General features: G+C 71.8%; 24 protein-coding genes and 1 tRNA gene. 16 read left to right on the top strand and 9 right to left on the bottom strand.

The annotated features are described in order from the left end of the window. Positions 1-25 precede the first annotated feature (25 nt). The 4 genes from Bequi_RS03865 to Bequi_RS03850 all read left to right on the top strand — a co-directional run bounded on the left by Bequi_RS03865 (position 26) and on the right by Bequi_RS03850 (position 2,512). Complete coding sequence (locus tag Bequi_RS03865; protein WP_249736625.1) at positions 26-421, top strand: RidA family protein; 396 nt, start codon at positions 26-28, stop codon at positions 419-421. A 79-nt stretch (positions 422-500) separates the two neighbouring features. Beyond that, positions 501-1,487, top strand: coding sequence for an IS481 family transposase (locus tag Bequi_RS03860; protein ID WP_249736624.1), 987 nt, complete (start codon positions 501-503; stop codon positions 1,485-1,487). A gap of 144 nt (positions 1,488-1,631) precedes the next feature. Continuing rightward, entirely contained in the window at positions 1,632-1,829 is a 198-nt protein-coding gene (locus Bequi_RS03855; RefSeq protein WP_249736623.1) for a ribbon-helix-helix domain-containing protein, read from the top strand. Beyond that, positions 1,826-2,512, top strand: a complete 687-nt coding sequence (locus Bequi_RS03850) for a VOC family protein (RefSeq protein WP_249736622.1) — start codon at positions 1,826-1,828, stop codon at positions 2,510-2,512. Before Bequi_RS03855 ends, Bequi_RS03850 begins: the two co-directional genes overlap by 4 nt. Positions 2,513-2,597: 85 nt before the next feature. Here Bequi_RS03850 and Bequi_RS03845 read toward each other — a convergent pair whose 3' ends face one another. Then, positions 2,598-4,235 (bottom strand): HNH endonuclease, encoded by a 1,638-nt coding sequence (locus Bequi_RS03845; protein ID WP_249736621.1) that lies wholly within the window; start codon positions 4,233-4,235, stop codon positions 2,598-2,600. A 231-nt stretch (positions 4,236-4,466) separates the two neighbouring features. Between Bequi_RS03845 and Bequi_RS03840 the strand changes: the two genes are divergently transcribed. The 3 genes from Bequi_RS03840 (at position 4,467) to Bequi_RS03830 (ending at position 5,875) form a co-directional block, all read left to right on the top strand. After that, entirely contained in the window at positions 4,467-5,027 is a 561-nt protein-coding gene (locus Bequi_RS03840) for a P-loop nucleotide/nucleoside kinase family protein (RefSeq protein WP_249736620.1), read from the top strand. Next, complete coding sequence (locus Bequi_RS03835) at positions 5,024-5,257, top strand: hypothetical protein (protein ID WP_249736619.1); 234 nt, start codon at positions 5,024-5,026, stop codon at positions 5,255-5,257. Before Bequi_RS03840 ends, Bequi_RS03835 begins: the two co-directional genes overlap by 4 nt. Before the next feature lie 231 nt (positions 5,258-5,488). Continuing rightward, positions 5,489-5,875: a hypothetical protein gene (locus tag Bequi_RS03830; protein WP_249736618.1), complete on the top strand. Its 387-nt coding sequence runs from the start codon at positions 5,489-5,491 to the stop codon at positions 5,873-5,875. Positions 5,876-5,895: 20 nt separating this feature from the next. On the opposite strand, the gene Bequi_RS03825 is transcribed toward Bequi_RS03830, so the two are convergent. Beyond that, positions 5,896-6,903 (bottom strand): MDR family oxidoreductase, encoded by a 1,008-nt coding sequence (locus tag Bequi_RS03825; protein WP_249736617.1) that lies wholly within the window; start codon positions 6,901-6,903, stop codon positions 5,896-5,898. A gap of 49 nt (positions 6,904-6,952) precedes the next feature. Next, the gene (locus tag Bequi_RS03820; RefSeq protein WP_249736616.1) at positions 6,953-7,750 is read right to left on the bottom strand and encodes a GNAT family N-acetyltransferase; all 798 of its coding nucleotides are present in this window, start codon (positions 7,748-7,750) and stop codon (positions 6,953-6,955) included. A gap of 132 nt (positions 7,751-7,882) precedes the next feature. Here Bequi_RS03820 and Bequi_RS03815 point away from each other — a divergent pair, with 132 nt between their 5' ends. Further along, a complete protein-coding gene (locus Bequi_RS03815; protein WP_249736615.1) occupies positions 7,883-8,365 on the top strand; it encodes a pyridoxamine 5'-phosphate oxidase family protein in 483 nt (160 codons plus the stop codon). Further along, complete coding sequence (locus tag Bequi_RS03810; protein WP_249736614.1) at positions 8,365-9,870, top strand: SDR family oxidoreductase; 1,506 nt, start codon at positions 8,365-8,367, stop codon at positions 9,868-9,870. Before Bequi_RS03815 ends, Bequi_RS03810 begins: the two co-directional genes overlap by 1 nt. A 9-nt stretch (positions 9,871-9,879) precedes the next feature. On the opposite strand, the gene Bequi_RS03805 is transcribed toward Bequi_RS03810, so the two are convergent. After that, complete coding sequence (locus Bequi_RS03805; RefSeq protein WP_249736613.1) at positions 9,880-11,145, bottom strand: cytochrome P450; 1,266 nt, start codon at positions 11,143-11,145, stop codon at positions 9,880-9,882. Next, entirely contained in the window at positions 11,142-12,290 is a 1,149-nt protein-coding gene (locus tag Bequi_RS03800) for a polyprenyl synthetase family protein (RefSeq protein ID WP_249736612.1), read from the bottom strand. The genes Bequi_RS03805 and Bequi_RS03800 overlap by 4 nt, the downstream gene beginning before the upstream one ends. A 162-nt stretch (positions 12,291-12,452) precedes the next feature. On the opposite strand from Bequi_RS03800, the gene Bequi_RS03795 reads away from it, so the two are divergent. The 3 genes from Bequi_RS03795 to Bequi_RS03785 are packed head-to-tail and all read left to right on the top strand — an operon-like array spanning position 12,453 to position 14,762. Beyond that, on the top strand, positions 12,453-12,893 hold the full coding sequence (locus tag Bequi_RS03795) for a lycopene cyclase domain-containing protein (protein WP_249736611.1): 441 nt from the start codon (positions 12,453-12,455) through the stop codon (positions 12,891-12,893). Further along, the gene (locus Bequi_RS03790; protein ID WP_249736610.1) at positions 12,886-13,212 is read left to right on the top strand and encodes a lycopene cyclase domain-containing protein; all 327 of its coding nucleotides are present in this window, start codon (positions 12,886-12,888) and stop codon (positions 13,210-13,212) included. The genes Bequi_RS03795 and Bequi_RS03790 overlap by 8 nt, the downstream gene beginning before the upstream one ends. Next, positions 13,209-14,762, top strand: a complete 1,554-nt coding sequence (locus Bequi_RS03785) for an FAD-dependent oxidoreductase (RefSeq protein WP_249736609.1) — start codon at positions 13,209-13,211, stop codon at positions 14,760-14,762. The genes Bequi_RS03790 and Bequi_RS03785 overlap by 4 nt, the downstream gene beginning before the upstream one ends. Positions 14,763-14,772: 10 nt before the next feature. Here the strand turns inward: Bequi_RS03785 and crtI are convergent, their stop codons facing one another. Together crtI and Bequi_RS03775 are read right to left on the bottom strand one after the other, a co-directional pair. After that, complete coding sequence (gene crtI / locus Bequi_RS03780; protein WP_249736608.1) at positions 14,773-16,383, bottom strand: phytoene desaturase family protein; 1,611 nt, start codon at positions 16,381-16,383, stop codon at positions 14,773-14,775. After that, positions 16,380-17,267, bottom strand: coding sequence for a phytoene/squalene synthase family protein (locus Bequi_RS03775; protein WP_249736607.1), 888 nt, complete (start codon positions 17,265-17,267; stop codon positions 16,380-16,382). Before Bequi_RS03775 ends, crtI begins: the two co-directional genes overlap by 4 nt. 180 nt (positions 17,268-17,447) lie before the next feature. Here Bequi_RS03775 and Bequi_RS03770 point away from each other — a divergent pair, with 180 nt between their 5' ends. Continuing rightward, positions 17,448-18,290, top strand: coding sequence for a Cof-type HAD-IIB family hydrolase (locus tag Bequi_RS03770; RefSeq protein ID WP_249736606.1), 843 nt, complete (start codon positions 17,448-17,450; stop codon positions 18,288-18,290). 15 nt (positions 18,291-18,305) lie between these two features. On the opposite strand, the gene Bequi_RS03765 is transcribed toward Bequi_RS03770, so the two are convergent. Continuing rightward, on the bottom strand, positions 18,306-19,889 hold the full coding sequence (locus Bequi_RS03765; RefSeq protein WP_430623085.1) for a SulP family inorganic anion transporter: 1,584 nt from the start codon (positions 19,887-19,889) through the stop codon (positions 18,306-18,308). 196 nt (positions 19,890-20,085) lie between these two features. Next, complete coding sequence (locus Bequi_RS03760; RefSeq protein WP_249736605.1) at positions 20,086-22,731, bottom strand: glycoside hydrolase family 31 protein; 2,646 nt, start codon at positions 22,729-22,731, stop codon at positions 20,086-20,088. Positions 22,732-22,841: 110 nt separating this feature from the next. On the opposite strand from Bequi_RS03760, the gene Bequi_RS03755 reads away from it, so the two are divergent. The 3 genes from Bequi_RS03755 (at position 22,842) to Bequi_RS03745 (ending at position 24,409) form a co-directional block, all read left to right on the top strand. After that, positions 22,842-23,567: a M50 family metallopeptidase gene (locus Bequi_RS03755; protein ID WP_249736604.1), complete on the top strand. Its 726-nt coding sequence runs from the start codon at positions 22,842-22,844 to the stop codon at positions 23,565-23,567. Between the two features lie 37 nt (positions 23,568-23,604). Further along, positions 23,605-24,105, top strand: a complete 501-nt coding sequence (locus Bequi_RS03750; RefSeq protein WP_249736603.1) for a peroxiredoxin — start codon at positions 23,605-23,607, stop codon at positions 24,103-24,105. 215 nt (positions 24,106-24,320) lie between these two features. Continuing rightward, positions 24,321-24,409, top strand: a tRNA-Ser gene (locus tag Bequi_RS03745). The last annotated feature ends 31 nt before the right edge of the window (positions 24,410-24,440 follow it).

Below are 24,440 nucleotides of genomic sequence, written 5' to 3'. Positions count from 1 at the left end.
TGCGGAACGAATGAACGGAGCAGCAATGGAACGCACGGCAGTAAATCCGGTGACGTGGTCGCAGGAGATGGGCTTCAACCAGGGCGAAGTCATCTCAGGGGAGACACGGACGCTGTACATCTCGGGACAGACAGCGATGAGCAAGGATGGTCGGCCCGAGCATGACGGGGACGTCGAGGCCCAGCTCGCGCTGGCCGTGGCGAACCTCGAGGCCGTGCTCGCCGAGGCCGGTATGTCGATGGAGAACCTGGTCCGCCTCAACGTCTACACCACCGACGTGGACGCGATCTTCCCGCACTACGGCGTGCTCGCCGGGAAGCTCGGGGCGGCAGGAGTCGCCCCGACTACCACGATGCTCGGCGTCACCCGCCTGGCGATCCCCGGCCAGATGGTCGAGCTCGAAGGAACCGCTGTCGCATAACGTTTCCCCCTTTTTGAACCTCATCTCGGACGGTCAGCAGGGTAACCCTGCTGACCGTCCGACAGTCCTAAGGAGTCCCATGTCCCACGCAAATGCCGCTCTGACTCCCCGCCACCGCCTCAAAGTCGCTTGCCTGGTCGTAGATGACGGCTGGCCGATCAGCGAGGTCGCCGCTCGCTTCCAGGTGTCCTGGCCGACAGTGAAGCGGTGGGTAGACCGCTACGCAAATGGCGAATCGATGCACGACCGGTCCTCGCGACCGAAGACCTCGCCGCACAAGACGCGCAAGGCGACGACGAGGCGGTGCGTGAGCCTGCGCCTGCGACTTCGCGAAGGGCCGGTCCAACTCGCGAGCAGGCTCGGAATCGCGCCGTCCACCGTGCATCGAATCCTCACGACCGCCCGGCTGAACCGGCTCGCATACGTAGACCGCGCCACAGGCGAACCTGTCCGCCGTTACGAGCATGACTACCCCGGGTCGCTCGTGCACGTGGATGTGAAGAAGCTCGGGAACATCCCCGACGGAGGCGGCTGGCGCTATGTCGGCCGCCGCCAAGGCGACAAGAACCGCTCCGCCACCCCAGGCAAGCCCCGCAGCGAGTGGCACAACCCCAAGCTGGGGTACGCGTTCGTGCACACCGTCATCGACGACCACTCCCGCGTCGCGTACACCGAAGTTCACGACGACGAGACAGCCATCACCGCCGTCGCCGTCCTGCACCGGGCGGTCAACTGGTTCGCCGACCGCGGCGTCACCATCGAACGCGTCCTGTCGGACAACGGCGGCGCGTACCGCTCCCTCCTGTGGCGCGACACCTGCGAGGAACTTTCGATCACACCGAAGCGCACGCGGCCATACCGCCCGCAGACCAACGGAAAAGTCGAGAGGTTCCACCGCACCATGGCCGACGGGTGGGCCTACGCCCGCTGCTACCGCAGCGAGCAGGATCGCCGCGACGCCCTGCAGTCCTGGCTGCACCAGTACAACCAACATCGTCCGCACACGGCCTGCGGCAACCAGCCGCCCTTCTCACGATTGATCAACGTGTCCGGTCAGTACACCTAGGCGCTGAGCCTGGGGGCCACGGGCCTGTGGACCTAGGCCTGCCTCGGGGCCGTGGGCGACACGCCTGGGCCGCTGGGCCCCGAACCCCTTGCGGACATCCGACTTAGAGCCTAGAGTGCTAGCAAGTTAGCGAACGGAGTGCGCATGCCCCCCAAGTCCCAGTTCAACGTCTACCTCCCCGCGGAGCTCGTCCGGGAGGTGAAGCACCGCGCGATCGATGAGGGCCTGTCCCTCTCGCAGCTCGTCGAGAACGTCCTCGGCGCCTATGTGCGAGAACCACTGGCCCCGACTGGCTCCGCAGCATCCCCATCCGCTCCCGCATCCACAGAGGAGAAGCCATGATCATCCGCCCCATCGTGTTCACCGCCGCCCGCGACCGGTGGCTCGCCATCCTGGAAGCCCTCGGCGGAGCGGTGCGGGTGGGCGCTCCCGGCTGGACCGTCGTCGACCTCGCCGGCGGGCGCGTCGCCCTCCACGGGGCCGACGAGGGGCGGCCGGCAGGCACCTGCCGCCTCGGCTTCGAGGTCGAGTCGTTCGAGGAGGTCCCCGGGCGAGAGAGCCTCCGGTACGAGGACGGCCCGGACGGGCCCACGCTCCGGGTCGAGGGGCCGAGCCTTCCCCCGTTCGGCATCGAGATCACCGACGGGGCCCGCACCCCGAGCGGCGCCGTGCAGGTCGCGCCGCTCGCCCTCACGCCGGACGTGGCGCGCGCGGCCGACGTGCTCGCGGGACTCGGGCTCCGTCGGCGCCTCACGTCCGAGGGCGGCGGCTGGGCGGATCTGACCGGCGACGGGATCCTCGGCGTGCACCGCGGCAGCGAACTCGGCGCGATCCCTGGCTTCGAGGCGGGCGATCTGGATCCGCTGGTCGCGCCGCTCGAGGCCGCCGGTGCGCACCCTCGGATCATCGACGAGTCCTACGGCCGCACCCTCCAGTTCGATGATCCCGATGGCGGGGAGGCGATCTGGATCAACGAGACGCAGACGGACCTCTACGGCTACCGGAGCGAGGCGGCGCGGGGCTGAGGGAGGCACCTCGTCCGGCCCGGCCTGGCCTCGACCGGTCTGGCCCGGCCTGGCCTCCACCGGCCTGGCCCAGCCCGGCCTGGCCTCAGGCGGCATCGGAACCGGGCGCTGGATCCGGGCAGGCTCCGCTCGCCCCGGAGCCGTCAGCGTTGTCTCCGGCTTCTGGGCCGCACCCGGCTCCCGGGCCGTTCGCGGTATCCGAGGTGCGCGAGGTCTGCCGCGGGCGTCGGACCCTTCGCAGGGGCGGTGGATCGCTCATGTAGGTGCGCCCCGTCGGGGTGGTGACTTCCCGCCGCCGACGGGGGCCGCTGCCATGGTCGGCCGACACCTTCGGCCCTTCCGGCTCCTCCGCCACCATCCGCGTTGTCCAGCCCGGCAGCTCCCGCACGTAGTTGCAGTGCTCGCACAGTCCCACCCCGTTGCTGGAAGCGGTGGCGCCGCCATCGGCGAAGCGCTCGACGTGGTCGATGTGGCGGATCCGGGCCTCGCACCACGGGGTGCGGCAGGTGCGGTCGGCGAGCTCCACGAAGCGACGATCCCGGCCCGTGAATCGCCGCCGCCGGGCATCGAGGTCGCGCAGAGAGCCGGTCACGGGGTCGGTGTAGAGGCGGCGGATGAACCGCTGCGCATCATGCTCAGTGCCAGTGCCAGTGCCAGTGCCAGTGCCAGTGCCAGTGCCAGTGCCAGTGCCAGCGCCCACCCTCGCGCCGCCCAGCGCGAGGCGCCGCGCGATCGCTGCAGGCACTGCGCGCCCGTCGATCCACGCCGTCTCCGAGCCGTCGCCCAGCAGGGCCTCGTCAGTCATCATCAGCTGGAGCTCGATGCTGGCGGCCTCGATCCCGTGCAGGCCGGTGACGCGCGAGAAGAGCGCATCAGCCATGTGCTGGCCGCGCGTCCCCGCCGCGCCCTGCGCCCGGGCGGTGCTCGCCGCCGCATCGAGGGCGGCGAAGACCGCGACTCCCTCGGCCGTCGGCAGGGTGGCGCTCACGCAGACGAGCGACGGCGAGACGGGCCGGATCGACACGTGGCGCGAGGCCACATCGCGATCGTGCCGCGCCAGAGCCGCCTGCTGGTCGAGCTCGTCGGCCCGCGCCCGGGCCAGACCCCCGGCGCGGCGAGGCGAGACGGCGGGCAGGCGGTGAGCGATGTCCTCATCGACGCGGGCGCGGTCGCCGTCGTCGAGGACGATGACGGCCTTCGCGACCTCATCGGCGGCATGCTGGGTGATCTCGCCGCGGGCCAGGAGAGCGAGCGTGCGCGGCATCGACTCGACGATCACGCGCTCCAGCGCGATCGCATTCGCCGCACGCGCAGGGGAGAGGCGGCGGGCGGGGGCGAGCTCGTCGGTCACGCCCTTGCCGAGGTCGTGGCGCGGCATCCCTGCGGCGCGCTGCTCGGCGATCCGGAGCGTGCGGTAGAGCACGGAGGCCTGCATCTGCGCAGCCCCCAGCGCATTGCGCATCACCTCTGCGCTCTCGACCGACTCCAGCACAGTGGTCGTCCACGACACGGCACCGTCCTGGCCTGGAACGGCAGCGGCCGCAGTGGGAGCAAGCTCGGCCAGAAGCTGAGACGCCTCCTCTATCTGGGCGCGTGCGGAGAGCAGCAGCAGGGCAGCTCGGGAGGCGGCGGAGAGAGCCCTGTCCTCGACGCTCGAGAACGGGAAGCCGGTGGGCTCCGATTCGCGCGCCGGGGTGAACGGCCTGGTCAGCAGCTCCGTCATGCCCCCATCTCCTTCCGAATGATCCAGTGCACTCACCGTACGAGGGCGCACCGACATTCGAACGGGCGTCGCACGGAATGGGGAGAAGTGCGCCCTCGGCTGCGGTGGCGACCCCGCGAATCCTCCCCATCTGCCAGACCGCCCGACGAGGACTAGAGGCCTGTGGGCTTGCCGCGATGGCGACCTCGAGGTGGGGGATCCGGCGTGCAGGCTGTGGCAGAGTATTCCGCCATGTCAGCCCATCCCGCCCGCCCCACCCTCTATCTGACCGTCGGCCTGCCGGGCGCCGGGAAGACGACGGCGGCGCTCGAGATCGCGGCGCGCGAAGGGATCCTGCGATTGACGCCCGACGAGTGGATGGCGCCGCTGTTCCACCACCACGATCCGGACGGCCGGCGCAGCATCCTCGAGGGCCGCATGATCGACGTCGCCCGCCAGGTGCTCCTCAGCGGGTCGGGGGCGATCCTCGACTTCGGCTGCTGGTCGCCGGAGGGGAGGTGGGCGATCCGCGCGATCGCGGAGGCGTGCGGGGCCAGGTTCCAGATGATCGTCGCCGACATCGACGAAGGGGAGAGGCGCCGGCGCGCGCATCTGCGATGGCTCGCCGCACCGGAGACGACCTTCCAGATCTCCGAGGCGGAGCACGACAGCTACCGCGACGCCATCCGCCTGCCGACGCTCGAGGAGCGGCGGGCGCGGGAGCTTCCGCCTGCCCCGAGCGGATTTCGCGACTGGGGGGAGTGGGCGGCTCGGCACTGGCCGACGCTCCCATCGATCCGCACGTCAGCGTGAGGGGTGCCGAACTCGCCGGGCTCACGGTCATCCCCGCCGCCGCGTGGAAGTGCTACATTCTGGACATCATGTGCCGCCAATCACATTCCGCCCCGGCGGCGGGGGACGCGACCGAGGAGATCGTGATGAAGCGACGGACCATGCTGACGGCCCTGGTGGGGTCGGGAATCCTGGCGCTGAGCGCCTGCGGCGGCGGAGGCGCGACCGAGGGAGGAGCCTCGGGCTCGTGAGGCGAAGGCGCGGGATCGTCGGCCCCCGCGGAATCCTCCGCAGCGGCGGAGAAGCCCAGCGCCGGATTCGCCTTCGAGAAGGGCGAGATCGATCCGAAGGCCTATGCCGACGCCGCCACGAAGGCCGAGGAGTCGCTGACCTCGTACCGGGAGGACGGCGAGACCACATCCCCGCAGGGCACCTCGACCACGAAGGGCGAGTTCCTCAAGGATCCCGACGGCACGGCACGGATGCACTACGTGCAGGATCTCGGCGGCGGCCTCGGCACCTCCGAGATGATCGTCATCGGCGACAAGACCTGGTCGAAGACCGGCGACGGTCCGTGGGAGGAGCAGCAGGGCCTCGCCATGACCCAGCAGGACACGAGCGACATGCTCAGCGCCTACAAGGACGCAGTCCAGTCGGTCACCTACGACGGCGAGGACGAGACCGGTCACAAGTTCACGCTCGCGATGAAGCTCGGCGATCAGGAGATGACCGTGCCCGTGTGGCACGACGATGAGATGCGCACCGTCCGCACGGAGGTCTCCCTCAACGTCGGCGATCAGGAGATGACCATGGTCCGCACCCGCTCCGACTTCAACGCCGCGGACATCTCGATCGAGCCGCCGATGTGAGGTGGGGCTGATCCGCGCCTTCACCCCGCGACGTCCACCACCACTCGCCCGCGCGAGCGCCCGGCGAGCAGCCGCTCCCCAGCCTCGATCGTCTCCGACAGTCCGATCGTGCAGGTGAGGGAGTCGAGCAGGTCGAGATCCAGCTCCTCCGCCAGCGCGTCCCAGGCGCGCTGGCGCAGGGGGAGCGGAGCGTCCACGGAGTTCACGCCGGCGAGGGTCACGCCCCGCAGGATGAACGGCATGACGCTGGTGGGCAGGTCGTGGCCCTGGGCGAGGCCGTATGCGGCGACGGTCCCGCCCCAGCGGGTCTGCGCGAGGACGTTCGCGAGGGTCGTGGAGCCGACGCCGTCGATCGCCCCGGCGAAGCGCGCCGACTGCAGCGGCCGACCGACCTCCGACCCCAGCACCTCGCGGTCGATGATCTCGGCGGCGCCGAGCCCGCGCAGGTAACCGGCATTCTCCTCGGGGCGGCCGGTGGAGGCGATGACCCGGAAGCCGCGGCCGGCGAGCAGGGCGATCGCGAGGGACCCGGCGCCGCCGGAGGCGCCGGTGACCAGCACGTCTCCGTCTCCGGGCAGGAGCCCGGCATCCTCCAGTCGCAGCACCGCGAGCATGGCGGTGAAGCCTGCCGTGCCGATCGCGGCGGCGCGGGCGGGGGAGATCGTCTCCGGGAGGCGCACGAGCGCATCCGGTCGGACTCGGGCACGGGTCGCGAAGCCGCCGTGGCGGCTCTCCCCGATGCCGTCGCCGTTCAGCACCACCAGATCGCCCTCGCGCCACGACTGAGCCCGAGAGGCGGTGACCCGGCCGACGATGTCGATGCCGGGGACCAGGGGGAACGTGCGGGCGATCCCGCGGCCGGCGAGGGCCATCGCGTCCTTGTAGTTCAGCGAGGAGAAGAGGACGTCGAGGTCGACCTGCCCCTCGCCGTCGGCAGGGACATCGGCCGGGCCCAGCAGCGCGGCCTCGTCGGCGCTCTGCGTGAAGCGGGGGCCGGAATCCTTCGCCTCGATGATGATCGCGCGCATAATGCGCCTCCTTCGTGGGGTGTGCCGCGAGCCTGCGCAGGCTCGGCGGTCAGCGGGTGCCGAGGGCTTTGAGCATCATCTCGTCCGACTCGCGCTCGTGGTGGACAGTGCCGTCATCGGCTGTCCAGTCGTGTTCGCTGACATCGACGATGCCGCTCGCGCGGTAGCCGAGCCGCTCGTAGAGCCTGCGCGCACCGGGGTTGTCGTCCGCGACGCCGACGGCGATCTCGCGTGCACCGAGCGCGGCCGCGCGGCGCTCCGCGGCCTGGAGGAGCGAGGTGCCCACCCCCTGCTCCCGGCGCTCGGGCCGGACCTGCAGGTGGCAGATCTCCATCGCTCCCGGGTGCGCGGCGCGGCCCTGCGCGCCCTCATAGCCGTGGGTGCGCAGCACTGCGGAGCCGACGGCGACGTCATCGTGCCAGGCCACGAGGTATTCGGAGCGTCCCTCCAGCTGCGCCCCCGCATGCGCCTCGTGCACGCCTCCGGGCACGGGCCAGCTGTCCGTGAGCTGCTGGAGCTCGGGGTCCTCGAAGGGGCGGACCTCGATCTCGTGGGGGAACCACTTGCGGGCGATCGCGGCTTCCGGATCGATTCCGGCCAAGCGCGCGTAGACCAGACACATGCCGAGCACGTCACCGAGCTCCGCAGCCACGCGCCGCTGCCGCGCCTGTTCGTCCAGGCCGCGATCGCGGCTCTGGCCCGAGGCGGTGAGGTGGGCCTGCGCGAGCTCGCCGATCTCCTCGGTGAGCTTCAGCAGCGCCCACTCGGGCGAGCGGTCCACTCCGTAGACGTCGGCGTACCGCTCGGAGAGCTTCTCGACGCGGTCGGCGAACTCGTTCAGGTGCATGAAGGGGATGCTACGGCCCCGGGTCCGTCGATCGAGACGCCAGGGAGACCAGGGATCGCCCACCCGCCTCCCATCTGCCGTCCACGATGCGGGCGTAGCGTGCGGAGCACCGAACGAGCGAAGGAGCACATCATGGCTGATCAGGACCTCACCCGCGAGAAGACCGTCGAGATCATGCGCGAGCAGCGCTTCGTCATGCTCTCCAGCGTCACAGCCGACGGGAAGATCGTCTCCCACCCCATGACCCCGCAGCAGGTCGAGGACGACGCCTCGGTCTGGTTCTTCCTCGGAAAGCAGGGCGGGCAGGCCGACGCCCTGGCCGCGAATCCGCACGTCAACCTCGCGTTCGCCGAGACCGGCAGCTGGCTGTCCGTCGCCGGCACCGTCCAGTACGTCGAGGACCGGGCGAAGACGGAGGAGCTCTGGGACGGCCAGGTGGAGGCCTACTTCCCCGGCGGCCTCGAGGATCCGAACCTGGGCCTGGTGAAGTTCACCGCCGATTCCGCCGAGTACTGGGGCATCCCCGGGAACAAGGCCGTCGCCGGGGCGAAGATCATGTGGTCCAAGGTCGCAGGCACCGAGGCGCCCGGCGTCGCCGGCACCGTCGAGCTCTGATGGCGCCCGGCGCAGGCCCTCGCCGCATCCTCGTCACTGGGGCATCCGGATACGTCGGAGCGCGGCTGGTGCCTGCGCTCCTAGACCGGGGCGCCCAGGTGCGCGTCACCGGTCGCAGTGCGGAACGGCTCGCGGCGTGGCCGTGGGGGCAGGATGTCGACATCGCGGAGGCGGATCTCGCCGACCGCATGGCCGTGCGGCGCGCCGTCGAGGGCATGGAGGTCGTGGTCTTCCTCGTGCACGCGATGGGCGGCGGCCGCGGTTATGCGCGCCGCGAGGCGCGGATGGCCCGGATCATGGCCGAGGAGGCCGAGCGCGCGGGCGTGCGCCGCATCGTGTACCTCTCCGGCATCCATCCCGAGGATGTCGAGCTCAGCGAGCACATGGCCTCCCGACAGGCCGTCGGCGAGATCCTGGCCGAGGGTGCGGTGCCGGTGCTGATCATCGAGGCGGCGACCGTGATCGGCGCCGGCTCGGCGAGCTTCGAGATCATCCGCCACCTCGCCGAGCGCCTGCCCGTCATGCCGGCGCCGCGGTGGGTGCGCAACCGCATCGAGCCGGTCGCCATCGCCGACGTCCTCCACTACCTCGTGGAGGCCTCCCTCGCCGCGGGCGAGCTGAGCGGGGCCTATCAGGTGGGCAGCGGAGAGAGCGATCTGCGGTTCGCCGACCTGCTCACCGGGTATGCGGAGGTCGCGGGCCTGCCGCGCCGCCGTGTGCTCGCCCTGCCCGTTCCCGCGCCGCTGCTCTCGGGGGCATGGATCGCTCTGATCACACCGCTCCCGCTCAGCATCACGGTGCCGCTGGCGCAGTCGATGCAGGCCGACGCCGTCACCCACGGAGCGCTCATCCAGGAGATCCTGCCGCCGCCGTCCGGCGGGCCGACCCGCTACCGCGCCGCCGTCGCCGACGCCCTGGAGCGCCAGAAGAATGGGGATCTCGAGAGCACGTGGGACAGCGACGCGAGCCTGCTCGAACGCCCCCAGGAGTCGATCCCCGAGGACGCTGACTGGGCGGGCCACACCGTGTACACAGACGTGCGCGAGCGCACCGAGGAGGACGTCGACCCCGCGGCTGTGTGGAGCGTCATCGAGGGGATCGGCGGGCGCAGCGGCTGGTACTCGACGCCGACCCTCTGGCGGATCCGCGGCTGGATGGACCGGGCGCTCGGCGGATACGGGCTCGCGCGGGGCCGGCGGCACCCCGATCGCCTGCGGATCGGGGACGCCGTGGACTGGTGGCGGGTCGAGTCGATCGTCCCGGGGCAGCGCCTCACGCTGCGCGCCGAGATGCGGATGTCGGGCCGGGCCTGGCTCCAGCTCGGCGTCGAGGCGGCCGATGGCGGCGGCGCCCGCTACCGGCAGCGCGCCGTGTACTTCCCCGACGGCCTGCTGGGGCGTCTCTACTGGACGGCGATCCTGCCGTTCCATGCCCTCGTGTTCCCCGCGATGGCGCGGAACATCATGGCCGAGGCGCGTCGGCGCGGCGAGGACCGCCGCGGCTGAGCGGAGCCCTCAGCGGGAGAGCTCCACCCGCATTCCCCTCAGCACGTACCCGGCGGCCAGGTCCTCCCAGTCGACATCGGGCGGGGAGACGAGCACGGGGGACCGGCGCAGGAGAGCGCGCAGCAGGGCATCGGTCTCCGCCAGCGCCAGGTGCTCGCCGGGGCAGCGGTGCGGGCCCGCGCCGAAGCTCAGGCCGGCAGGGCTGATCCCGCGGGGCAGGTCCCGGGAAGGGCGCAGGCAGTCGGCGTCCTGGCCGTAGACCGCGGGGTCGGTGTTGGTGTCGCGGATGCACAGGTCCAGGAGCTCCCCGGCCTGCGCGGTGGCCGCGGGGCATCCCGCCTGTGCGGCGTCTGCGGAGTCCCCGGAGGCGGGCAGCGCGACCTCGGCCCTCGCCCGTCGCAGCAGGTGGCCGACGACGGGCTCCAGCCGGATGATCTCCCGCAGGATCGCGAAGCGCTCCTCCCGCGAGCCGAGGCGCATGCGCGCGGCGAGGGCGGGGCGCTCCAGGACGTGCCATGCGCTCACCACCATGAACTCCCGGGTGGTGATCATGCCGGCGGTCGCATACGTCACGCACTCGACGAGCACGTCCGCGGCGCTGCACCCCTGGTCCAGGAGCTGGCTGATGAGGTCATCGCGGCGCTCGGCGCGGCGGGCGCGCAGGGCCGGTCGGACGTCGTGGTGCCAGAAAGCGGCGAGAGGGCCGAGGCCGTTCACTGCGGCCTGGGCCCACTGACGGCGGGTGCGACCCCACCGCGGCCGGGTCAGATCCATCGGCGGCTGGTCCATGAACCGCTCCAGCCGGGCCGCCATCTCGGGGAGGGGAGCGTGGGTGAGGCCGACGATCCGACGTGTCACCTCGACGCTGATGAGAAGGGCGACCTCGTCCAGAGCGATCTCCGCTCGCAGCGGATCGATGCCGCCGGTCTGGTCGAGCGCTTCCTGCAGCTGGCGCTCGACGGTCCGCTCCAGCATGTCCTGGTGCCCTGCGTCGATCGTGCCGGGGGCCAGTAGGCTGCCGACGGCCCTGCGCTGCGCGTCGTGGCGCTCCCCGTCGGACAGCAGGATCGGATGGCTGCGCAGGAAGCGCGAGGGGATCATCTCCGCCGCGAACCCCGCCTGCGCAGTCGGAGAGCGCCGATGCAGCACCGCTCTGGCGGCGCCGTCCGAGCGGATGCGCCAGAAGCCGTCGCCGTGCTCGAGCGGAGGACCTGACGGCTCTCCGGGACGCTCGGCCCTGCGATCCGCTGACGGACCGGAGCGATGCATGCTCATCGGGTTCTGCCGTCGAGGCGCGAGATGAGGTCGAGCAGGACCTGCACGGCGGCCGGCGGGAGACCCTCGGGCCCCGAGGCCAGGAGGGCGCGCACCGCTGCGATCTCGTCGGCGATGAGCTCCTGCACCCGATCCAGCGCCCCGCTGGCCTGCAGCAGGCCGCGCAGCTCCTCGCCCTCGGCAGGAGTGAGGTCTGCCGCCCCGAATCGCGGGGCGATCAGCTCCCACGCGCTCGTAGAGCGGGCGTGCGCGATGAGAGCCGTCTGCTTCCCTCCGCGCAGATCCGAATCGGGATCCTTGCCGTGCTCCTGCACGTCCCCGAACAGGGAGAGCGCGTCGTCCTGGAGCTGGAAGGCGAAGCCCAGCCTCCCCCCGGCGCCGCGGAGGACGGCCTGCGCCTCCGGGGACGCAGCGGTCAGGGCGGCCGCCAGGCGCAGGGGGAGCTCGAGCGTGTAGGCAGCGGTCTTCAGGCGCGTCATGCGCGCGATGGTCTGCGTCGTCGGCGCGAGCACTCCGGCTCCCAGTCCGACATCGAGGTGCTCGCCGATCGCCGTCTCCTCGATGGCGTCCTCGAGATGAGCGAGCAGATCCAGGCGCACCTGCCGCGACAGATCGATGCGAGCGATCATCCCGTGGGCCTGAGCGATCAGCAGATCGCCGGCGAGGATCGCGGCGCTGCGAGCCCAGTGGAGAGCCGCACCTGGGTCCCGGTCCTCGTGGCCATCGGGTGCGGCGGCTGCGGCATCGGATCCCGCGGCCTCGGCGAGTACGCCGATGAGGTTGGTGCGTCCGCGGCGCGTGGTGTCGTGGTCGATGACGTCATCGTGGAGGAGGAAGGCGGCATGGAGCATCTCGACCGCAGCCGCGCAGTCCAGCGCCGCGCTGCGCAGCGCCGCCCGCTCGGACTCCGCTGCCTCGGGGCCCGTGTGCAGCGCCTCGACCATCTGCAGGAGGAGGATCGGGCGCAGCAGCTTGCCTCCCTGCAGGGATTCCGACGTGGCCTGCCACAGGAGTGCAGCATCCGGCCCCTGCCGGGCGAAGGCGCCGTCGCGGGCGCCGAGAACCTCGGAGATCCGCTCCGTCACCAGGGCGGGAAGGCCGCTGGGATCGGGGAACAGCGGCGGCGGCATCGGTTCGGGACGCATAGGAGGCTCCTCAGTCGTCGCCCGCGGCGCGAGTGCGACCCCTGGAGGAGTGCGTGCGCGGGCGCCTACCGGGTCAGGGTAGGGGAGCTGGATCACAGAAGCCCGGGTGCCCTGAGCGCTGCAGCCCAGGGGAAAGACAGGGCGGCGCACTAGCGTGAGCGGATGCACGGTGAATACTTGCTCCTGCTCGCCGCCTGTCTCGTCATCACCCTGCCGCTCGAGTTCATCCTCGGAGCGCGGGTGCATCGGCGCCCGCGGGCACTCCTTCTCGCCCTCCTGCCCGTGCTCCTCGTGTTCGGAGCGTGGGACCTGCTGGGCATCCATCGGGGCCACTGGTGGTACGAGGCATCCCGGATATCCGGAGTTCACCTCCCCGGGTCGATACCCCTGGAGGAGGTCCTGTTCTTCCTGGTCATCCCGATCTGCGCGCTGCTCACGCTCGAAGGGGTCTCGCGCGTGCTGGGCCTGCTGCGCGCATGGCGCGCCGGGGAGCTGGCCCGCGAATGGAGGGAGCCGGGGGCGGTGTCCGGAGTCTTCCAGGGCAGTCGGCCCACCGACGCGGGCGCGGTGCGGCTGCCGTCCGAGCGGACCGGCGATGCCTGAGTACACCCTGCTGACCGTGCTCGGCCTGGTCCTCGTGGTCCTGCTCGAGCTCCTCGTGCTGCGCACCGGCATCTTCCGCTCGCTCGCCTACTGGCTCTCGATGGCGATCATCATGGGGTTCCAGGTCCTGGTCGACGGGTGGCTGACCAAGCTGCACGCGCCCATCGTCCTGTACGAAGAGTCCCAGACGCTCGGCATCCGCTTCCCCTTCGACATCCCCATCGAGGACTTCGGCTTCGGCGCCGCGATGGTGACGATGACGATGGCGCTCTGGCTGAAGGTCACGCGCCCGGAGCGAGCACCTCGGGGCGCCGCATGAGCGCGGGTCTGAGGCCCCGCGATCGGCGGGCCGTGCTCCACCGCGGGCCGGTCGGCGAGGGGACCGCGACGGGCCGGAGCGTCGCGGTGATCGGAGGGGGCATCGCCGGGCTCTCCGCGGCGACGGTGCTCGCCGAGCACGGCGCGCACGTGCGCGTCCTCGAGCGCGAGGAGACCTGGGGCGGCCGCGCCCGCTCGTGGGAGCTGCCGGGCGGACGGTCGATGAGCCGCGGCTTCCACGCGTTCTTCCGCCAGTACTACACGCTGCGCGGCCTGCTGCGCCGCGCCGATCCCTCGCTGAGCGGACTGCGCAGCATCGGCGACTACCCGCTGCAGCTGGCCGACGGGCCGCGGGACACCTTCACCGGGATCCCGCGCACCCCTCCCTTCAGCGTCGCGGCCTTCGCGCTGCGCAGCCGCAGCTTCCCGCTGCGCCAGCTCGCGCGCGTGGACATCCCCGCAGCCCTGGGCCTCCTGCAGACGCGCTTCCCGGGCACCTTCTCCGCGCTCGACGGGCGCAGCGCGCAGGAGCTCCTGGATTCCCTGCGCTTCCCCGACGACGCCCGGCACCTCGCGCTCGAGGTCTTCGCCCGCTCGTTCTTCGCCGACCCCCGGGAGTTCTCGGCCGGTGAGCTGGTGGCGATGTTCCACGCCTACTTCATGGGCTCCGCGGAGGGCCTGATCTTCGACGTCCCCGCCGACTCCTACTCTCCTGCGCTCTGGGACCCCCTGGCCGCACGCATCGCGCGGCTCGGCGGGGTCGTCACGACGGGAGCAGATGTCGAAGAGCTGCGGTTCGACGGCTCCGACGGCGAGGTCGCCGTGGATCTGGGCGCCGGTGCAGGTACTGGCGCACGCCGTGGCGGCGATGCCGTCAGAGTGGACGCCGTGGTCCTCGCGGCCGACCCGCGCTCCGCCCGCCGGCTGGTCGCCGGCGCCGTGCACCCGGAAGGAGCGCAGTGGGAGGCTTTCCGCGGTCGCGTCGCGGCCCAGCGCAACGCCCCGCCGTTCGCGGTGCTGCGGCTGTGGCTCGATCGCCACGCCAGCGCCGCCGCGCCCGCGTTCCTCGGCACCAGCGGATTCGGGCCGCTGGACAACGTCTCCTTCGTGGAACGCTTCGAGCAGACCGCCCGCGACTGGAGCGCGCAGCACGGCGGCAGCGTCGTGGAGCTCCACGCCTACGCGATCGACCCCGCAGGCGATCCGGCGGCGCTGAAGGCCGAGCTGGTGCGCCAGCTCCACCGCCTGCACCCGGAGCTGCGCGGTGCGCGCGCCCTGCACGAGGAATGGCTGGTGCACGATGACTGCCCCCTGATCGGGCTCGCGCCGTGGGCCGAGCGCCCGACGGTGCCGACCCCCGACCCCCGGCTCGTCCTGGCCGGCGACTGGCTGCGGACCGACGAGCCCGTCGCGCTCATGGAGCGCGCCGCACTCACGGGTGTGCGTGCGGCGAACGCGCTGCTGGACGGATGGGGCTCGAGCGGCGAGGACACCTGGACCGTCCCGATGCGAGGAGTCCTCACAAGCCCGTGGACGCGCACCGCGGGCTGAGCGCGATCGCCTAGGCGGGCAGGGGCCCGTCGCTGCGGTCGCCGCGCACGCGCTTCAGCACGTTCTCGGCGCTGATCAGGCACATCGGCACGCCGACCCCCGGCACGCTCGTCGCGCCGGCGAACAGCAGCCCGTCAGCCCTCCGGCTGCGGTTGCTGCCCCGCAGGAACGCGGACTGGCCCCGGGTGTGCGCCGGGCCCAGAGCATTGCCGCGCCAGGCGTGGAAGTCCCGCGCGAAATCGGCCGGCCCGATCGTGCGGCGCACGCGGATGCGCGAGGAGAGGTCGGGGATCTGAGCCCAGTCGGAGATCTGCGCGATCGCGCGATCCACCGCCGCTTCGACCCGTGCGTCCCCGGCGCCGTCGACGCCCCCCGCCCCGATGCTCGCCTGCTCCTCGGGAGGTGCGCCCACCTGCGCGGGAGCGTCCGGCGAGACGGGGATCAGGATGAAGAGGTTCTCCATGCCCCGGGGAGCGGTGCCGGGATCGGTGGCGGAGGGACGGCAGACGTAGAGGCTCGCGGGATCGGGGACGGCCGGCGCCCCGTCGAAGATCTCGGAGAACGTGCGGTCCCAGTCCTCCGTGAAGAAGAGCGAGTGGTGCGCGAGCTGGGGGAGGGGACTTTCGACGCCGAGGAGCGCGAGCACGGCCCCCGGGCCGGAGGTCGTGGCCGCCCATCGCCTCTCGGCCCCGCCGCGAAGCTCCGGCGGGAGCAGGACGGTCTCCGTATGGTGGAGATCGGCTGCGGAGACGACCAGATCCAGGTCCAGCTGCTCCTCGGTGCCGTCGGCCCGCCGCAGCTCCAGACCGGTGACCAGGGGGCGGCGCAGCGGCCCGCGAGAAGCCGTGCGGATGCGCGTGACCTCGACGCCGGTGCGGAGCCGCGCTCCCTGCTCCTGCGCCAGGCGGGCGAGCACCTCGACGAACCGCGTGAAACCTCCCAGGGGGTAGCGGACCGCATCGGCGAGATCCATCGCGCTCATGAGGTGGTAGAGGCTGGGGGCGGTGCGCGGGGTCGCGGCGAGGAAGACCGCCGGATAACCGAGGATCTGCTGCAGGCGCCGGTCCTGCACCGTGCGCGCGGCCTTCCCGTGGAGAGATTCCAGCAGGAGGCGCGCCAGGCGCGGCACCTGCGGCAGGAGCTCCACGAGGGCCGCCGGAGGGATGCGCGAGAAGGTCGTGTAGAGGAAGCGTCGGGTCGCCATGTCGTAGGTTTGGGCGGCGGAGTCCAGGTAGTCGGCCAGTCGCGCCCCGGCGCCGGGCTCCACGGAATCGAACAGGGCGATCGCGCGCTCGCGCCCGCTGCGCACGTCGAGCGGCTCGTCGGCGCCTTCGCCGAAGACTCTGTACGCGGGATCCAGCGGCACGAGCTCGAGGTGGTCCTCCAGGCGTTCGCCGAGCAGTGCGAAGAAGTGCTCGAAGCATTCCGGCATGAGCCACCAGGACGGACCGGTGTCGAAGGTGAAGCCGCCTTCGCGCCAGGTCCCGGCACGGCCGCCCACCGCATCCGCGCGTTCGAGGACGGTGACGCGGTGGCCCTCGCGCGCGAGGAGCGCGGCGCTCGCCAGTCCTGCCACACCCGCTCCGATGATGCCGATGCGCAGGGACTGCCCGGCCGTCACCCCCGGCCCCGCAGAGGGGTCAGGGCGCGGGCCAGCAGTGCGGCCTTGCGGTGGTCGGCGACGCGGATCCGCGAGGTGCGCAGCGTCTCGGCCGGAGCTGCTCGCAGCCCTCGCGCCAGCTCGGCGAACAGGTCATGGGCGAGCAGGACCGCGGTGCGGCTGGAGGCGGGGAGACGGCCGATCGCGGCCCGGGAGACGGCCAGATCCGCGTCGATGTCATCCAGGAGGCTGTGCTTCTGGCGCTCCGTCAGCGCGTGCGGATCGATCTCCGGGAAGTAGGCGCGGCCGCGAGAATCCGCGTCGGCCTGCAGGTCGCGCAGGAAGTTGACCTTCTGGAATGCCGCCCCGAGCCGGCGGGCGCCGTGCACGAGGCTCGGATCGGGCGCGACGGGGTGGGGGGCGGCGTCCGTGGCGAACACCTGCAGGCACATCAGCCCGACCGCTTCCGCGGAGCCGTCGACGTACTCGGCGAAAGAGGCCTCATCGTGGGTGCTCAGCTCGAGATCCGTGCGCATGGAGGCGAAGAACGGGCGCGTCATCTCCGGCGTGATGCCCGTGGCGCGGGCTGCGCGGGCGAAGGCGTGCACGACCAGATCGCTGCTGAAGCCCGTGCCCATGGCGAGCTCCGTCCGCCGTTCCAGGTCCACCAGCGCCGCGCGGGTCTGCTCGTCCGTCAGCCCGTGGCCTCGGGCGGCACCGTCGACGACTTCGTCGGCCACACGCACCAGCGCATAGATGCTGCGCACGCGGGGACGCACGACGCCCCGGAGCAGGCGGGTGGACAGGGCGAACGAGGTCGAATACCGCGAGATGACGACGGACGAGGCGGCGGACGCCGCCAGGTCGTAGTCGCGCGCGTTACGGTGATCGAGGGGTGATGCCATCGCTCCTCCTCGCAGCCGGGGAATCATCACCTTAGACCCGCGACCTGGGATGCGCGGATGCGGGTGCGTAGGGTGGGGGACGGGTGACGTGCTGAGCGAAGACGCCCCGTGGAGCTCGTCGGCGATCCGCCCTGCGCACATGCCTCGCCCTCCCTTGCCTGCACCCTCCGAGGAGACCCCATGACCCCACAGGCCTGGACCGACATCGATCCCGGCGAGGTGGACGTCCGCCTCGTCATCACGGACATGGACGGCACCCTCCTGGACGGCGACGGCTCGGTGCCGGAGGGCTTCTGGCCGCTGCTGGAGAGGATCCGCGAGAGCGGAGCCACGTTCGTCCCGGCGAGCGGGCGGCAGTACCAGACTCTCTTCGACGAGTTCAGCGAACAGGGCGGCGTCACGAGCTTCATCGCCGAGAACGGCACCATGGTGGTGCTCGACGGCGAGATCGTCTCGACGACCACGCTCGATCGCGAGCGCGCCGACGACGCGGTGCGCGCGGTGCGCGGCGCGATGCCCGAGCGGAACCTCGGCGCGGTGCTGTGCGGGGTCCAGAGCGCCTACATCGAGCGCACCGATGACGCGTTCCTCGCCGAGGCCCGGAAGTACTACCACCGGCTCGAGACCGTCAAGGATCTGACGGCGGTAGAGGATGACGTCCTCAAGGTCGCGGTGTACGACTTCGATGACGCCGAGGCGACCGCACCCGAGGTGTTCGCCGGATTCGAGGACGACCTGCAGGTGGTCATCTCGGGGCAGCACTGGATCGACCTCATGCCGAAGGACGCCGGCAAGGGCCTCGGCGTGCGGGCGCTGCAGCAGGCGGCCGGGGCGAGCCCCGCGCAGACGGTCGTCTTCGGCGACTACCTCAACGACCTGCAGATGTACGAGCATTCGGAGCTCTCCTTCGCCATGGAGAACGCCCACGAGGACATCAAGGACGCCGCCGCCTACCTCGCCCCGAGCAACACCGAGCACGGCGTCGTGCAGGTGCTCGAGCGCCTCCTGGGGGAGCGGGACTGACCCGACACGCCTCCCTCACGCCACGTCGCCGAGGCTCCCGGAGAGCGCCGACATCCGCTGCGCGCTCGCGCCCTCGAGGCCGACGACTCGCGCCTCCTTGCCGCGCTGGGCGTACTTCGCGACCACGGCGTCGAGCGCTGCGACGCTCGAGGCGTCCCAGACGTCGGCCGCCGAGAGGTCGATGATCACGAGCTCGGGGTCCCCCGCGTAGTCGAAGCGGTAGACGAGGTCGTTCGAGGACGCGAAGAAGAGCTGGCCGCGCACGCGGTAGCGGCGCACGTCCACGGCGCCGTCGCCATCCAGATCGCTCTCCCACACGGGCTCTAACTCGACCAGGTGCGCGACGCGGCGCGCGAACAGCACGGAGGCCGCGAGCACTCCGAGCACCACGCCGATCGCGAGATTGCCGGTCGCGACGGTGGCGATGACGGTCACCAGCATCACCAGAGTCTCCGAGCGCGGCATGCGGCGCAGGGTCGAGGGGGCGATGCTGCGCCAGTCGAACGTGCCCACGCACACCATCACCATGATCGCGACCAGCGCCGCCATCGGGATCAGGCCGACCACGTCGCCGAGGGCCAGCATGAGCACCATCAGGAACGCCCCGGCCAGGAACGTCGAGATCCGGGTGCGGGCGCCGGACTGCTTCACGTTGATCATCGTCTGACCGATCATCGCGCAGCCGCCCATCCCGCCGAACAGGCCCGTCACGATGTTCGCGACCCCCTGCCCCCAGCTCTCGCGGGTCTTGCTCGAGCGGGTGTCGGTGATGTCGTCCACGAGCTTCGCGGTCATCAGCGACTCCATGAGGCCGACGAGCGCCATCCCGAGGGCGTACGGGCCGATGATCCGCAGGGTCTCCAGCGTGAGGGGGACGTCCGGCAGGAGCAGGCTCGGCAGGGTCGAGGGCAGCTCGCCCTGGTCGCGCACGTTCGGCACCTGCCAGCCGGTCGCGAGCACGAGAGCGGTGAGCACGATGATCGTCGCGAGGGGGGCGGGGACGGCCGTCGTCAGCCGCGGCAGGCCGACGAGGATCGCGAGGGAGAGGGCCACCAGCGGGTAGACGAGCCAGGGAATGCCCGGCCCGACGAGGTGCGGCAGCTGCGCGAGGAAGATCAGGATCGCGAGCGCGTTCACGAAGCCCGTCATCACGCTGCGCGGGATGAACCGCATCAGCCGCGCCACGCCCAGCAGGGCGAGCACGATCTGCAGCACGCCCGCGAGCAGCACCGTCGCGATGAAGTAGTCCATCCCGTAGTTCCGCATGACAGGCGCGATCACCAGTGCCACGGCGCCGGTCGCCGCGCTGATCATCGCCGGGCGCCCGCCGACGATCGCGATCGTGATCGCCATCGTCACCGAAGCCCACAGGCCCACCCGCGGATCCACGCCCGCGAGGATCGAGAAGCTGATCGCCTCCGGGATCAGGGCGAGGGCCACGACGAGCCCCGCGAGGACCTCGGTGGTGAGGCGGCGGGGGCTGCGCAGGGCATCGCGCACCCGCATCGGGCAGCCCTGGGAGTGCAGGAGGGGCGGGCCGGGGACCGCCGCAAGGTCGCGGGACTCCCCGGAGGTGGGGGAGGAGGCAGTGGTGCTCATGGGGGAGGAGACCTCGGGTCTGGGTAGGGGTGTGGAGGAGGAGCAGGCGGGGCGGGCGGCCTGTCGGTCCGTAGAGCCTGGACCTGGCGCACTCACGTTCCACGGGTGGAACGTGAGTGCGCCAACTCGGGGCGGGCCGGGCGGGGCGCGCAGGGCCTGGCCGGGCCCTGCAGGCCGGGAGCGAGGCGCTCTCCCCTCAGCTCTGCAGGATCTCCGTCATCGCGGCGATGAGCGCGGGGGAGGGGCGGTTGAACTCGTGCGCGATCCCCTCGAACGCCAGGGGCGCGACGCCGACGCCCGACAGCGCGGCCAGCGCGCCCTCGCCCTGCTCGGAGACGAGGCGGAAGATCGTGTCCTTCGCGTCGTTGCCGATCTGGGCGTCGTTCAGCAGGTCCTCGATGCGCTGCAGGCGAGTGGCCGCGTGGGAATCCGTCCGGGTCACCAGGGTCGTGAAGCCGCGGGAGCGCAGTCGGATCGCGGTGCCGGTGCCGGTGCTGGTGCCTGTGACAGCCGTCAGCTCGATGCGCAGGGCATCGGGCGCGGGGGCGTCGGCGCTCGGCCGACGGGGCCCGTCGGCCGCCGTGCGCACCGGGGGAGCGATGACTGCGGCGTCGGCGCCGTCGGCCTCGAGATCCGAGAACGCGGCAGCGTCGAAGCCGAGCAGCGAGAGGGTGAACGTGCGCTCGCCGGCGACGGGCGCGGCGCCGGGCAGCGCGATCGTCAGCTCGCCCGCCCCGGCGTCGAGGGCGAAGCGGGTGCAGGTCCAGCCGTCGGCCCGGTCGGCCCCGCTTCCCGGCGCATCGGCGTTCGCCTCCTCCCACAGGTCGAACGCGCCGCTCGCACCGGCCGCGACCACGACCTCCAGGTGCTCCGGCGTCAGCGCGGCGTCGAGATCCTCGCCCTCGGCGACGAGCGGCACGACGCCGCCCGCGCGCACGAGCACAGGCACGGTTCCGAGATCGCGGTGCAGCTGCAGGGCGCGCCCGCCCTCGTAGACCTGCCCGGTGAACAGGTCGATCCAGGTCCCCGCGGGCAGGTAGACGTCGGCCGCACCGCGCAGCGTGTCGGGCGCGGCGGGGCGGATCACGGGGGCGACCAGCAGCTCGGAGCCGAAGAGATAGGCGTCGAGGAAGCGGTAGGCGTCCGGAGTCTGCTCGGCGAAGTACAGGGGCTCCACCAGGCTGCGTCCCTCGGTGTGCGCGCGGCGGTTCATGGCGTGCAGGTACGGCACGAGGCGGTGACGCAGGCGCAGATGCGCGCCCATCACCGTCTCGGCCCGTTCGCCGAAGCGCCACGGCTCCTTGCCCGCGAACGGGGAGTTCGAGGAGTGCAGGCGCATGATCGGCGAGAGCACCCCGAACTGCACCCAGCGGGCGGCGAGCTCGTCATCGCGGCGGCCCAGCATGTGGCCGCCGATGTCGTGGCTCCACCAGCCGTAGCCGATGTTCGCGCCCGCCGCGGTGAATCGCGGCTGGAAGGCGAGGGAGGCCCACGAGATCATCGTGTCGCCGCTGAAGCCCACGGGGTAACGGTGCGAGCCGGGGCCCGCGTACCGGGAGAAGGTGAGGCCCTGGCCCTCGCCGCGGCGCCGCTCGGAGTCGAGGAAGTGCTCGTGGTTCTGCACCCACAGCGGATCCATGCCGGGCACGCGCGAGTACGGCCCCTGCTGCCAGTCCACCCACCAGAAGTCCGTGCCCTCATCCTCGAGATCGTGGAGCATGGCGAAGTAGGCGTCCATGTACTGCGGATCGGTGACGTCGAACTCGAGCGGGGAGCCGTCGGCCTCGCGCCCCAGAGCCTTCGCCATCCTCGCGTAGGGCTCCTCGAAGGCGCGCACACCGTCGAAGGGGTGCAGGTTCAGCGTCACGTGCAGCCCGCGATCATGCAGCGCCTGCTGGAACGCCTCGGGATCGGGGAACAGGTCGCGGTTCCAGGTGTAGCCCGTCCAGCCCGATCCGTACTTCGGATCCACCTCCGTCACGTGCCAGTCCATGTCGATCACGGAGACCGAGAAGGGGAGGTCCTCGGCGGCGAAGCGGTCCATGAGCTGGAGGTACTCGTCGGCCGAATAGGCGTGGTAGCGGGACCACCAGTTCCCGAGCGCCCAGCGCGGGATGATCGGCTGCGGGCCGGAGATCGCGAAGAAGTCGCGGATCGTCGCCACATGGTCGAGGCCCCCGGCGACCACGTACAGATCATGGCTGCCCTCGACCGCGCCGCGGGCGGTGAGACGCCCGGTCTCGGGGTCCACGACCATCGACCCGGAATCGTCGATCATCGCGTAGCCGGTGCGGCCGTTGACGCCGTCCTCCAGCGGGATCGCGCCGTCCGCGACGTCGAGGGTGCGGGCGGAGCCGCCGAGGTTGTCGCTGTCCCAGCCGAGCGGCTCGCCGCGGCGGCGCGCCTGCACGTTCGCGGGCACGTCGAGGTCCTGCTCGAAGCGCCACACGGAGTGCCAGTTCGAGACGCCGCCGCGCACGTCCAGTCGCAGGCCGTTCGTGGAGAAGGGCCCGCGGTCGTACTCGAGGTGGAAGTGCTCGGTGGTGACGGTCAGGCGATCGCCGCTCTCGCCGACCTCGTAGTCGGGGCGCGGCAGGTCGCGGTGCAGGGCGAAGGTCGAGGGGCGGTCCTCGAAGCGTCCCTCCGGGGACCACTCCAGGCGCACGACGCGGCTGGTCAGCGGCGTGATCCGCCAGTTCTCGCCGACGAGGCGCGGATCCTGGCTGGGAACGGCTTCCGCGGCCGACGGGGCCTGCTCGGCCAGCGCTTCGGGGTGCTCGGGGCTCGCGGCCGCGAGATCTGCGGTGGTATCGACAGGGCTGTCAGGAGTGTTCTCGCGCATCGGCCCATTGTCCCAGGCCCCGGGCGGTCGCGCAGGTGAGGGTGGGATGGGGCACCACTGCGCGGGCGGAGGCGCGCGGAACGTCAGGACCCTCTGGCACCATGCCGCGGATGGACCTCGAGAGCATCTGGCAGGCCGTGCGCGAGCGGAGCTGGCCCGCCGCGCCGCCCGACCTCGGCGCCTGGGCGCTGCTGATCCTCCTCGGCGGAGCGATGCTCGTCGCGGTGCCGCCCCTGTGGAGGGTCGCGCGCCTCGCGATCACGGTCGTGCACGAGCTCGGCCACGCAGTCATCGGCATCCTCGTCGGGAGGCGCTTCACCGGGTTCGTCGTGAACGGCGACATGTCGGGCCACGCGGTCACCGTCGGGAAGCGGCGGGGCTTCGGCCGGGCCGTCTCCGCCTGGGCCGGGTATCCGGCACCTGCGGTGCTGGGGGCAGCGCTGGTGCAGGTCTCCTCCTCGGGCTGGGCGGGGACCGCGCTCGCGGCAGGGCTGGTGGTGCTGGCCCTCAGCCTGCCGTTCGTCCGCTCCGGGCACACGCTCGCGGTCGTCGCGGGCGCCCTCGCCGTGCTCGGCGCGGTGTGGTGGTTCGCCGGGCCGACGGGCGCGGCGACGCTGTGCCTCGGCGCTGGGGTGCTGCTCCTGCTGGGTGCGTGGCGGCACCTCGGGGCCGTGACGCGGGGCGGGCGCCGGAAGGATGATCCGCAGCAGCTCGCGGAGCTGACGGGGCTGCCCGCGTGGCTCTGGAACCTGACGTTCGCCGTGGTCATCGCGGGGGCGAGCTGGCGGGCGTGGCGGGCGATCGCGGATGGAGGACTGCTCGAGTGGCTCTGGTGAGGGCGAGATGCGGGGGCGGGAGTGGGAGACTCGCGGGATGACTGCTGACGATTCCGCCCAGCCGGCCTCCGCCCCCGCCCCGCTCCAGGTCGGAGACGCCGCCCCGGACTTCGACCTGCCCCTCGCGGGCGGCGGTCGCGTGAGCCTGGAGAGCCTGCGCGGCGCGCCCGCGCTGATCTGGTTCTACCCGCAGGCGAACACGACCCTGTGCACGCGCGAGGCCTGCGACCTGCGCGACAACGCTTCGATATTCGAGGCCCAGGGGTACCGGATCCTCGGCATCTCGCCCGATCCGCTGCCTGAGCTCGAGCGCTTCATCGCCGAGCAGTCCCTGCCCTACGACCTCGCCTCCGACGAGAGCCGCGAGACGATGCGGGCCTACGGGGCGTTCGGCGAGAAGAACATGTACGGGAAGATCGTGCAGGGCGTCATCCGCTCGACGTTCGCCATCGATGAGGGCGGCGTCCTCACCTACGTGAAGTACCGCGTCGGCACCCCGAAGCAGATCGCGCAGCTGCAGGCGAAGCTGGGGCTGTAGGGGAGGGGGCTTGGTCGCCCTCGGGCCGTGCGGTGCCTGTCGCCGGCGAGTGCGGCCTTCGGTGGGGCCTGCTGCAACGGGGCACCGCGCGGCGTGACCTCCGACCCTCGCGTCGGCCCCGGCTTGGAGGTCGGCGCTCGGCTCCGGTACGCTCTCAGCGGTGCTCCGGCACCGACGCGCCCTGCGCGAGTGCCTCGGCACCGCGCCTGACGCGAGGAGACGTGGCAGAGCGGCCGAATGCGCTCCCCTGCTAAGGGAGTAGACGACCAAAATCGTCTCGGAGGTTCAAATCCTCTCGTCTCCGCCGAAGGAAAAGGGCCGCTGACCTAGTGTTT

This window comes from Brachybacterium equifaecis (genome assembly GCF_023509525.1).
Taxonomy (GTDB): Bacteria; Actinomycetota; Actinomycetes; order Actinomycetales; family Dermabacteraceae; genus Brachybacterium; species Brachybacterium equifaecis.
The sequence above is the reverse complement of the archived record's forward strand: the minus strand, read 5'-3'. Positions and strand labels throughout refer to the sequence as shown.

Bases quoted from the DNA above. Each gene is read 5' to 3' on its own strand.
- Bequi_RS03825 (WP_249736617.1), bottom strand. From the start codon at position 6,903: ATGCGCGCGATCATCATCGAGGCGAAGGATTCCGGCCCCCGCTTCACG.
- Bequi_RS03855 (WP_249736623.1), top strand. From the start codon at position 1,632: ATGCCCCCCAAGTCCCAGTTCAACGTCTACCTCCCCGCGGAGCTCGTC.
- Bequi_RS03830 (WP_249736618.1), top strand. From the start codon at position 5,489: ATGCACTACGTGCAGGATCTCGGCGGCGGCCTCGGCACCTCCGAGATG.
- Bequi_RS03850 (WP_249736622.1), top strand. From the start codon at position 1,826: ATGATCATCCGCCCCATCGTGTTCACCGCCGCCCGCGACCGGTGGCTC.
- Bequi_RS03860 (WP_249736624.1), top strand. From the start codon at position 501: ATGTCCCACGCAAATGCCGCTCTGACTCCCCGCCACCGCCTCAAAGTC.
- Bequi_RS03750 (WP_249736603.1), top strand. From the start codon at position 23,605: ATGACTGCTGACGATTCCGCCCAGCCGGCCTCCGCCCCCGCCCCGCTC.
- Bequi_RS03775 (WP_249736607.1), bottom strand. From the start codon at position 17,267: ATGGCATCACCCCTCGATCACCGTAACGCGCGCGACTACGACCTGGCG.
- Bequi_RS03810 (WP_249736614.1), top strand. From the start codon at position 8,365: ATGGCGCCCGGCGCAGGCCCTCGCCGCATCCTCGTCACTGGGGCATCC.
- Bequi_RS03755 (WP_249736604.1), top strand. From the start codon at position 22,842: ATGGACCTCGAGAGCATCTGGCAGGCCGTGCGCGAGCGGAGCTGGCCC.
- Bequi_RS03760 (WP_249736605.1), bottom strand. From the start codon at position 22,731: ATGCGCGAGAACACTCCTGACAGCCCTGTCGATACCACCGCAGATCTC.
- Bequi_RS03765 (WP_430623085.1), bottom strand. From the start codon at position 19,889: ATGAGCACCACTGCCTCCTCCCCCACCTCCGGGGAGTCCCGCGACCTT.
- Bequi_RS03815 (WP_249736615.1), top strand. From the start codon at position 7,883: ATGGCTGATCAGGACCTCACCCGCGAGAAGACCGTCGAGATCATGCGC.
- Bequi_RS03805 (WP_249736613.1), bottom strand. From the start codon at position 11,145: ATGAGCATGCATCGCTCCGGTCCGTCAGCGGATCGCAGGGCCGAGCGT.
- Bequi_RS03785 (WP_249736609.1), top strand. From the start codon at position 13,209: ATGAGCGCGGGTCTGAGGCCCCGCGATCGGCGGGCCGTGCTCCACCGC.
- Bequi_RS03800 (WP_249736612.1), bottom strand. From the start codon at position 12,290: ATGCGTCCCGAACCGATGCCGCCGCCGCTGTTCCCCGATCCCAGCGGC.
- Bequi_RS03820 (WP_249736616.1), bottom strand. From the start codon at position 7,750: ATGCACCTGAACGAGTTCGCCGACCGCGTCGAGAAGCTCTCCGAGCGG.
- Bequi_RS03840 (WP_249736620.1), top strand. From the start codon at position 4,467: ATGTCAGCCCATCCCGCCCGCCCCACCCTCTATCTGACCGTCGGCCTG.
- Bequi_RS03845 (WP_249736621.1), bottom strand. From the start codon at position 4,235: ATGACGGAGCTGCTGACCAGGCCGTTCACCCCGGCGCGCGAATCGGAG.
- Bequi_RS03865 (WP_249736625.1), top strand. From the start codon at position 26: ATGGAACGCACGGCAGTAAATCCGGTGACGTGGTCGCAGGAGATGGGC.
- Bequi_RS03790 (WP_249736610.1), top strand. From the start codon at position 12,886: ATGCCTGAGTACACCCTGCTGACCGTGCTCGGCCTGGTCCTCGTGGTC.
- Bequi_RS03770 (WP_249736606.1), top strand. From the start codon at position 17,448: ATGACCCCACAGGCCTGGACCGACATCGATCCCGGCGAGGTGGACGTC.
- Bequi_RS03795 (WP_249736611.1), top strand. From the start codon at position 12,453: ATGCACGGTGAATACTTGCTCCTGCTCGCCGCCTGTCTCGTCATCACC.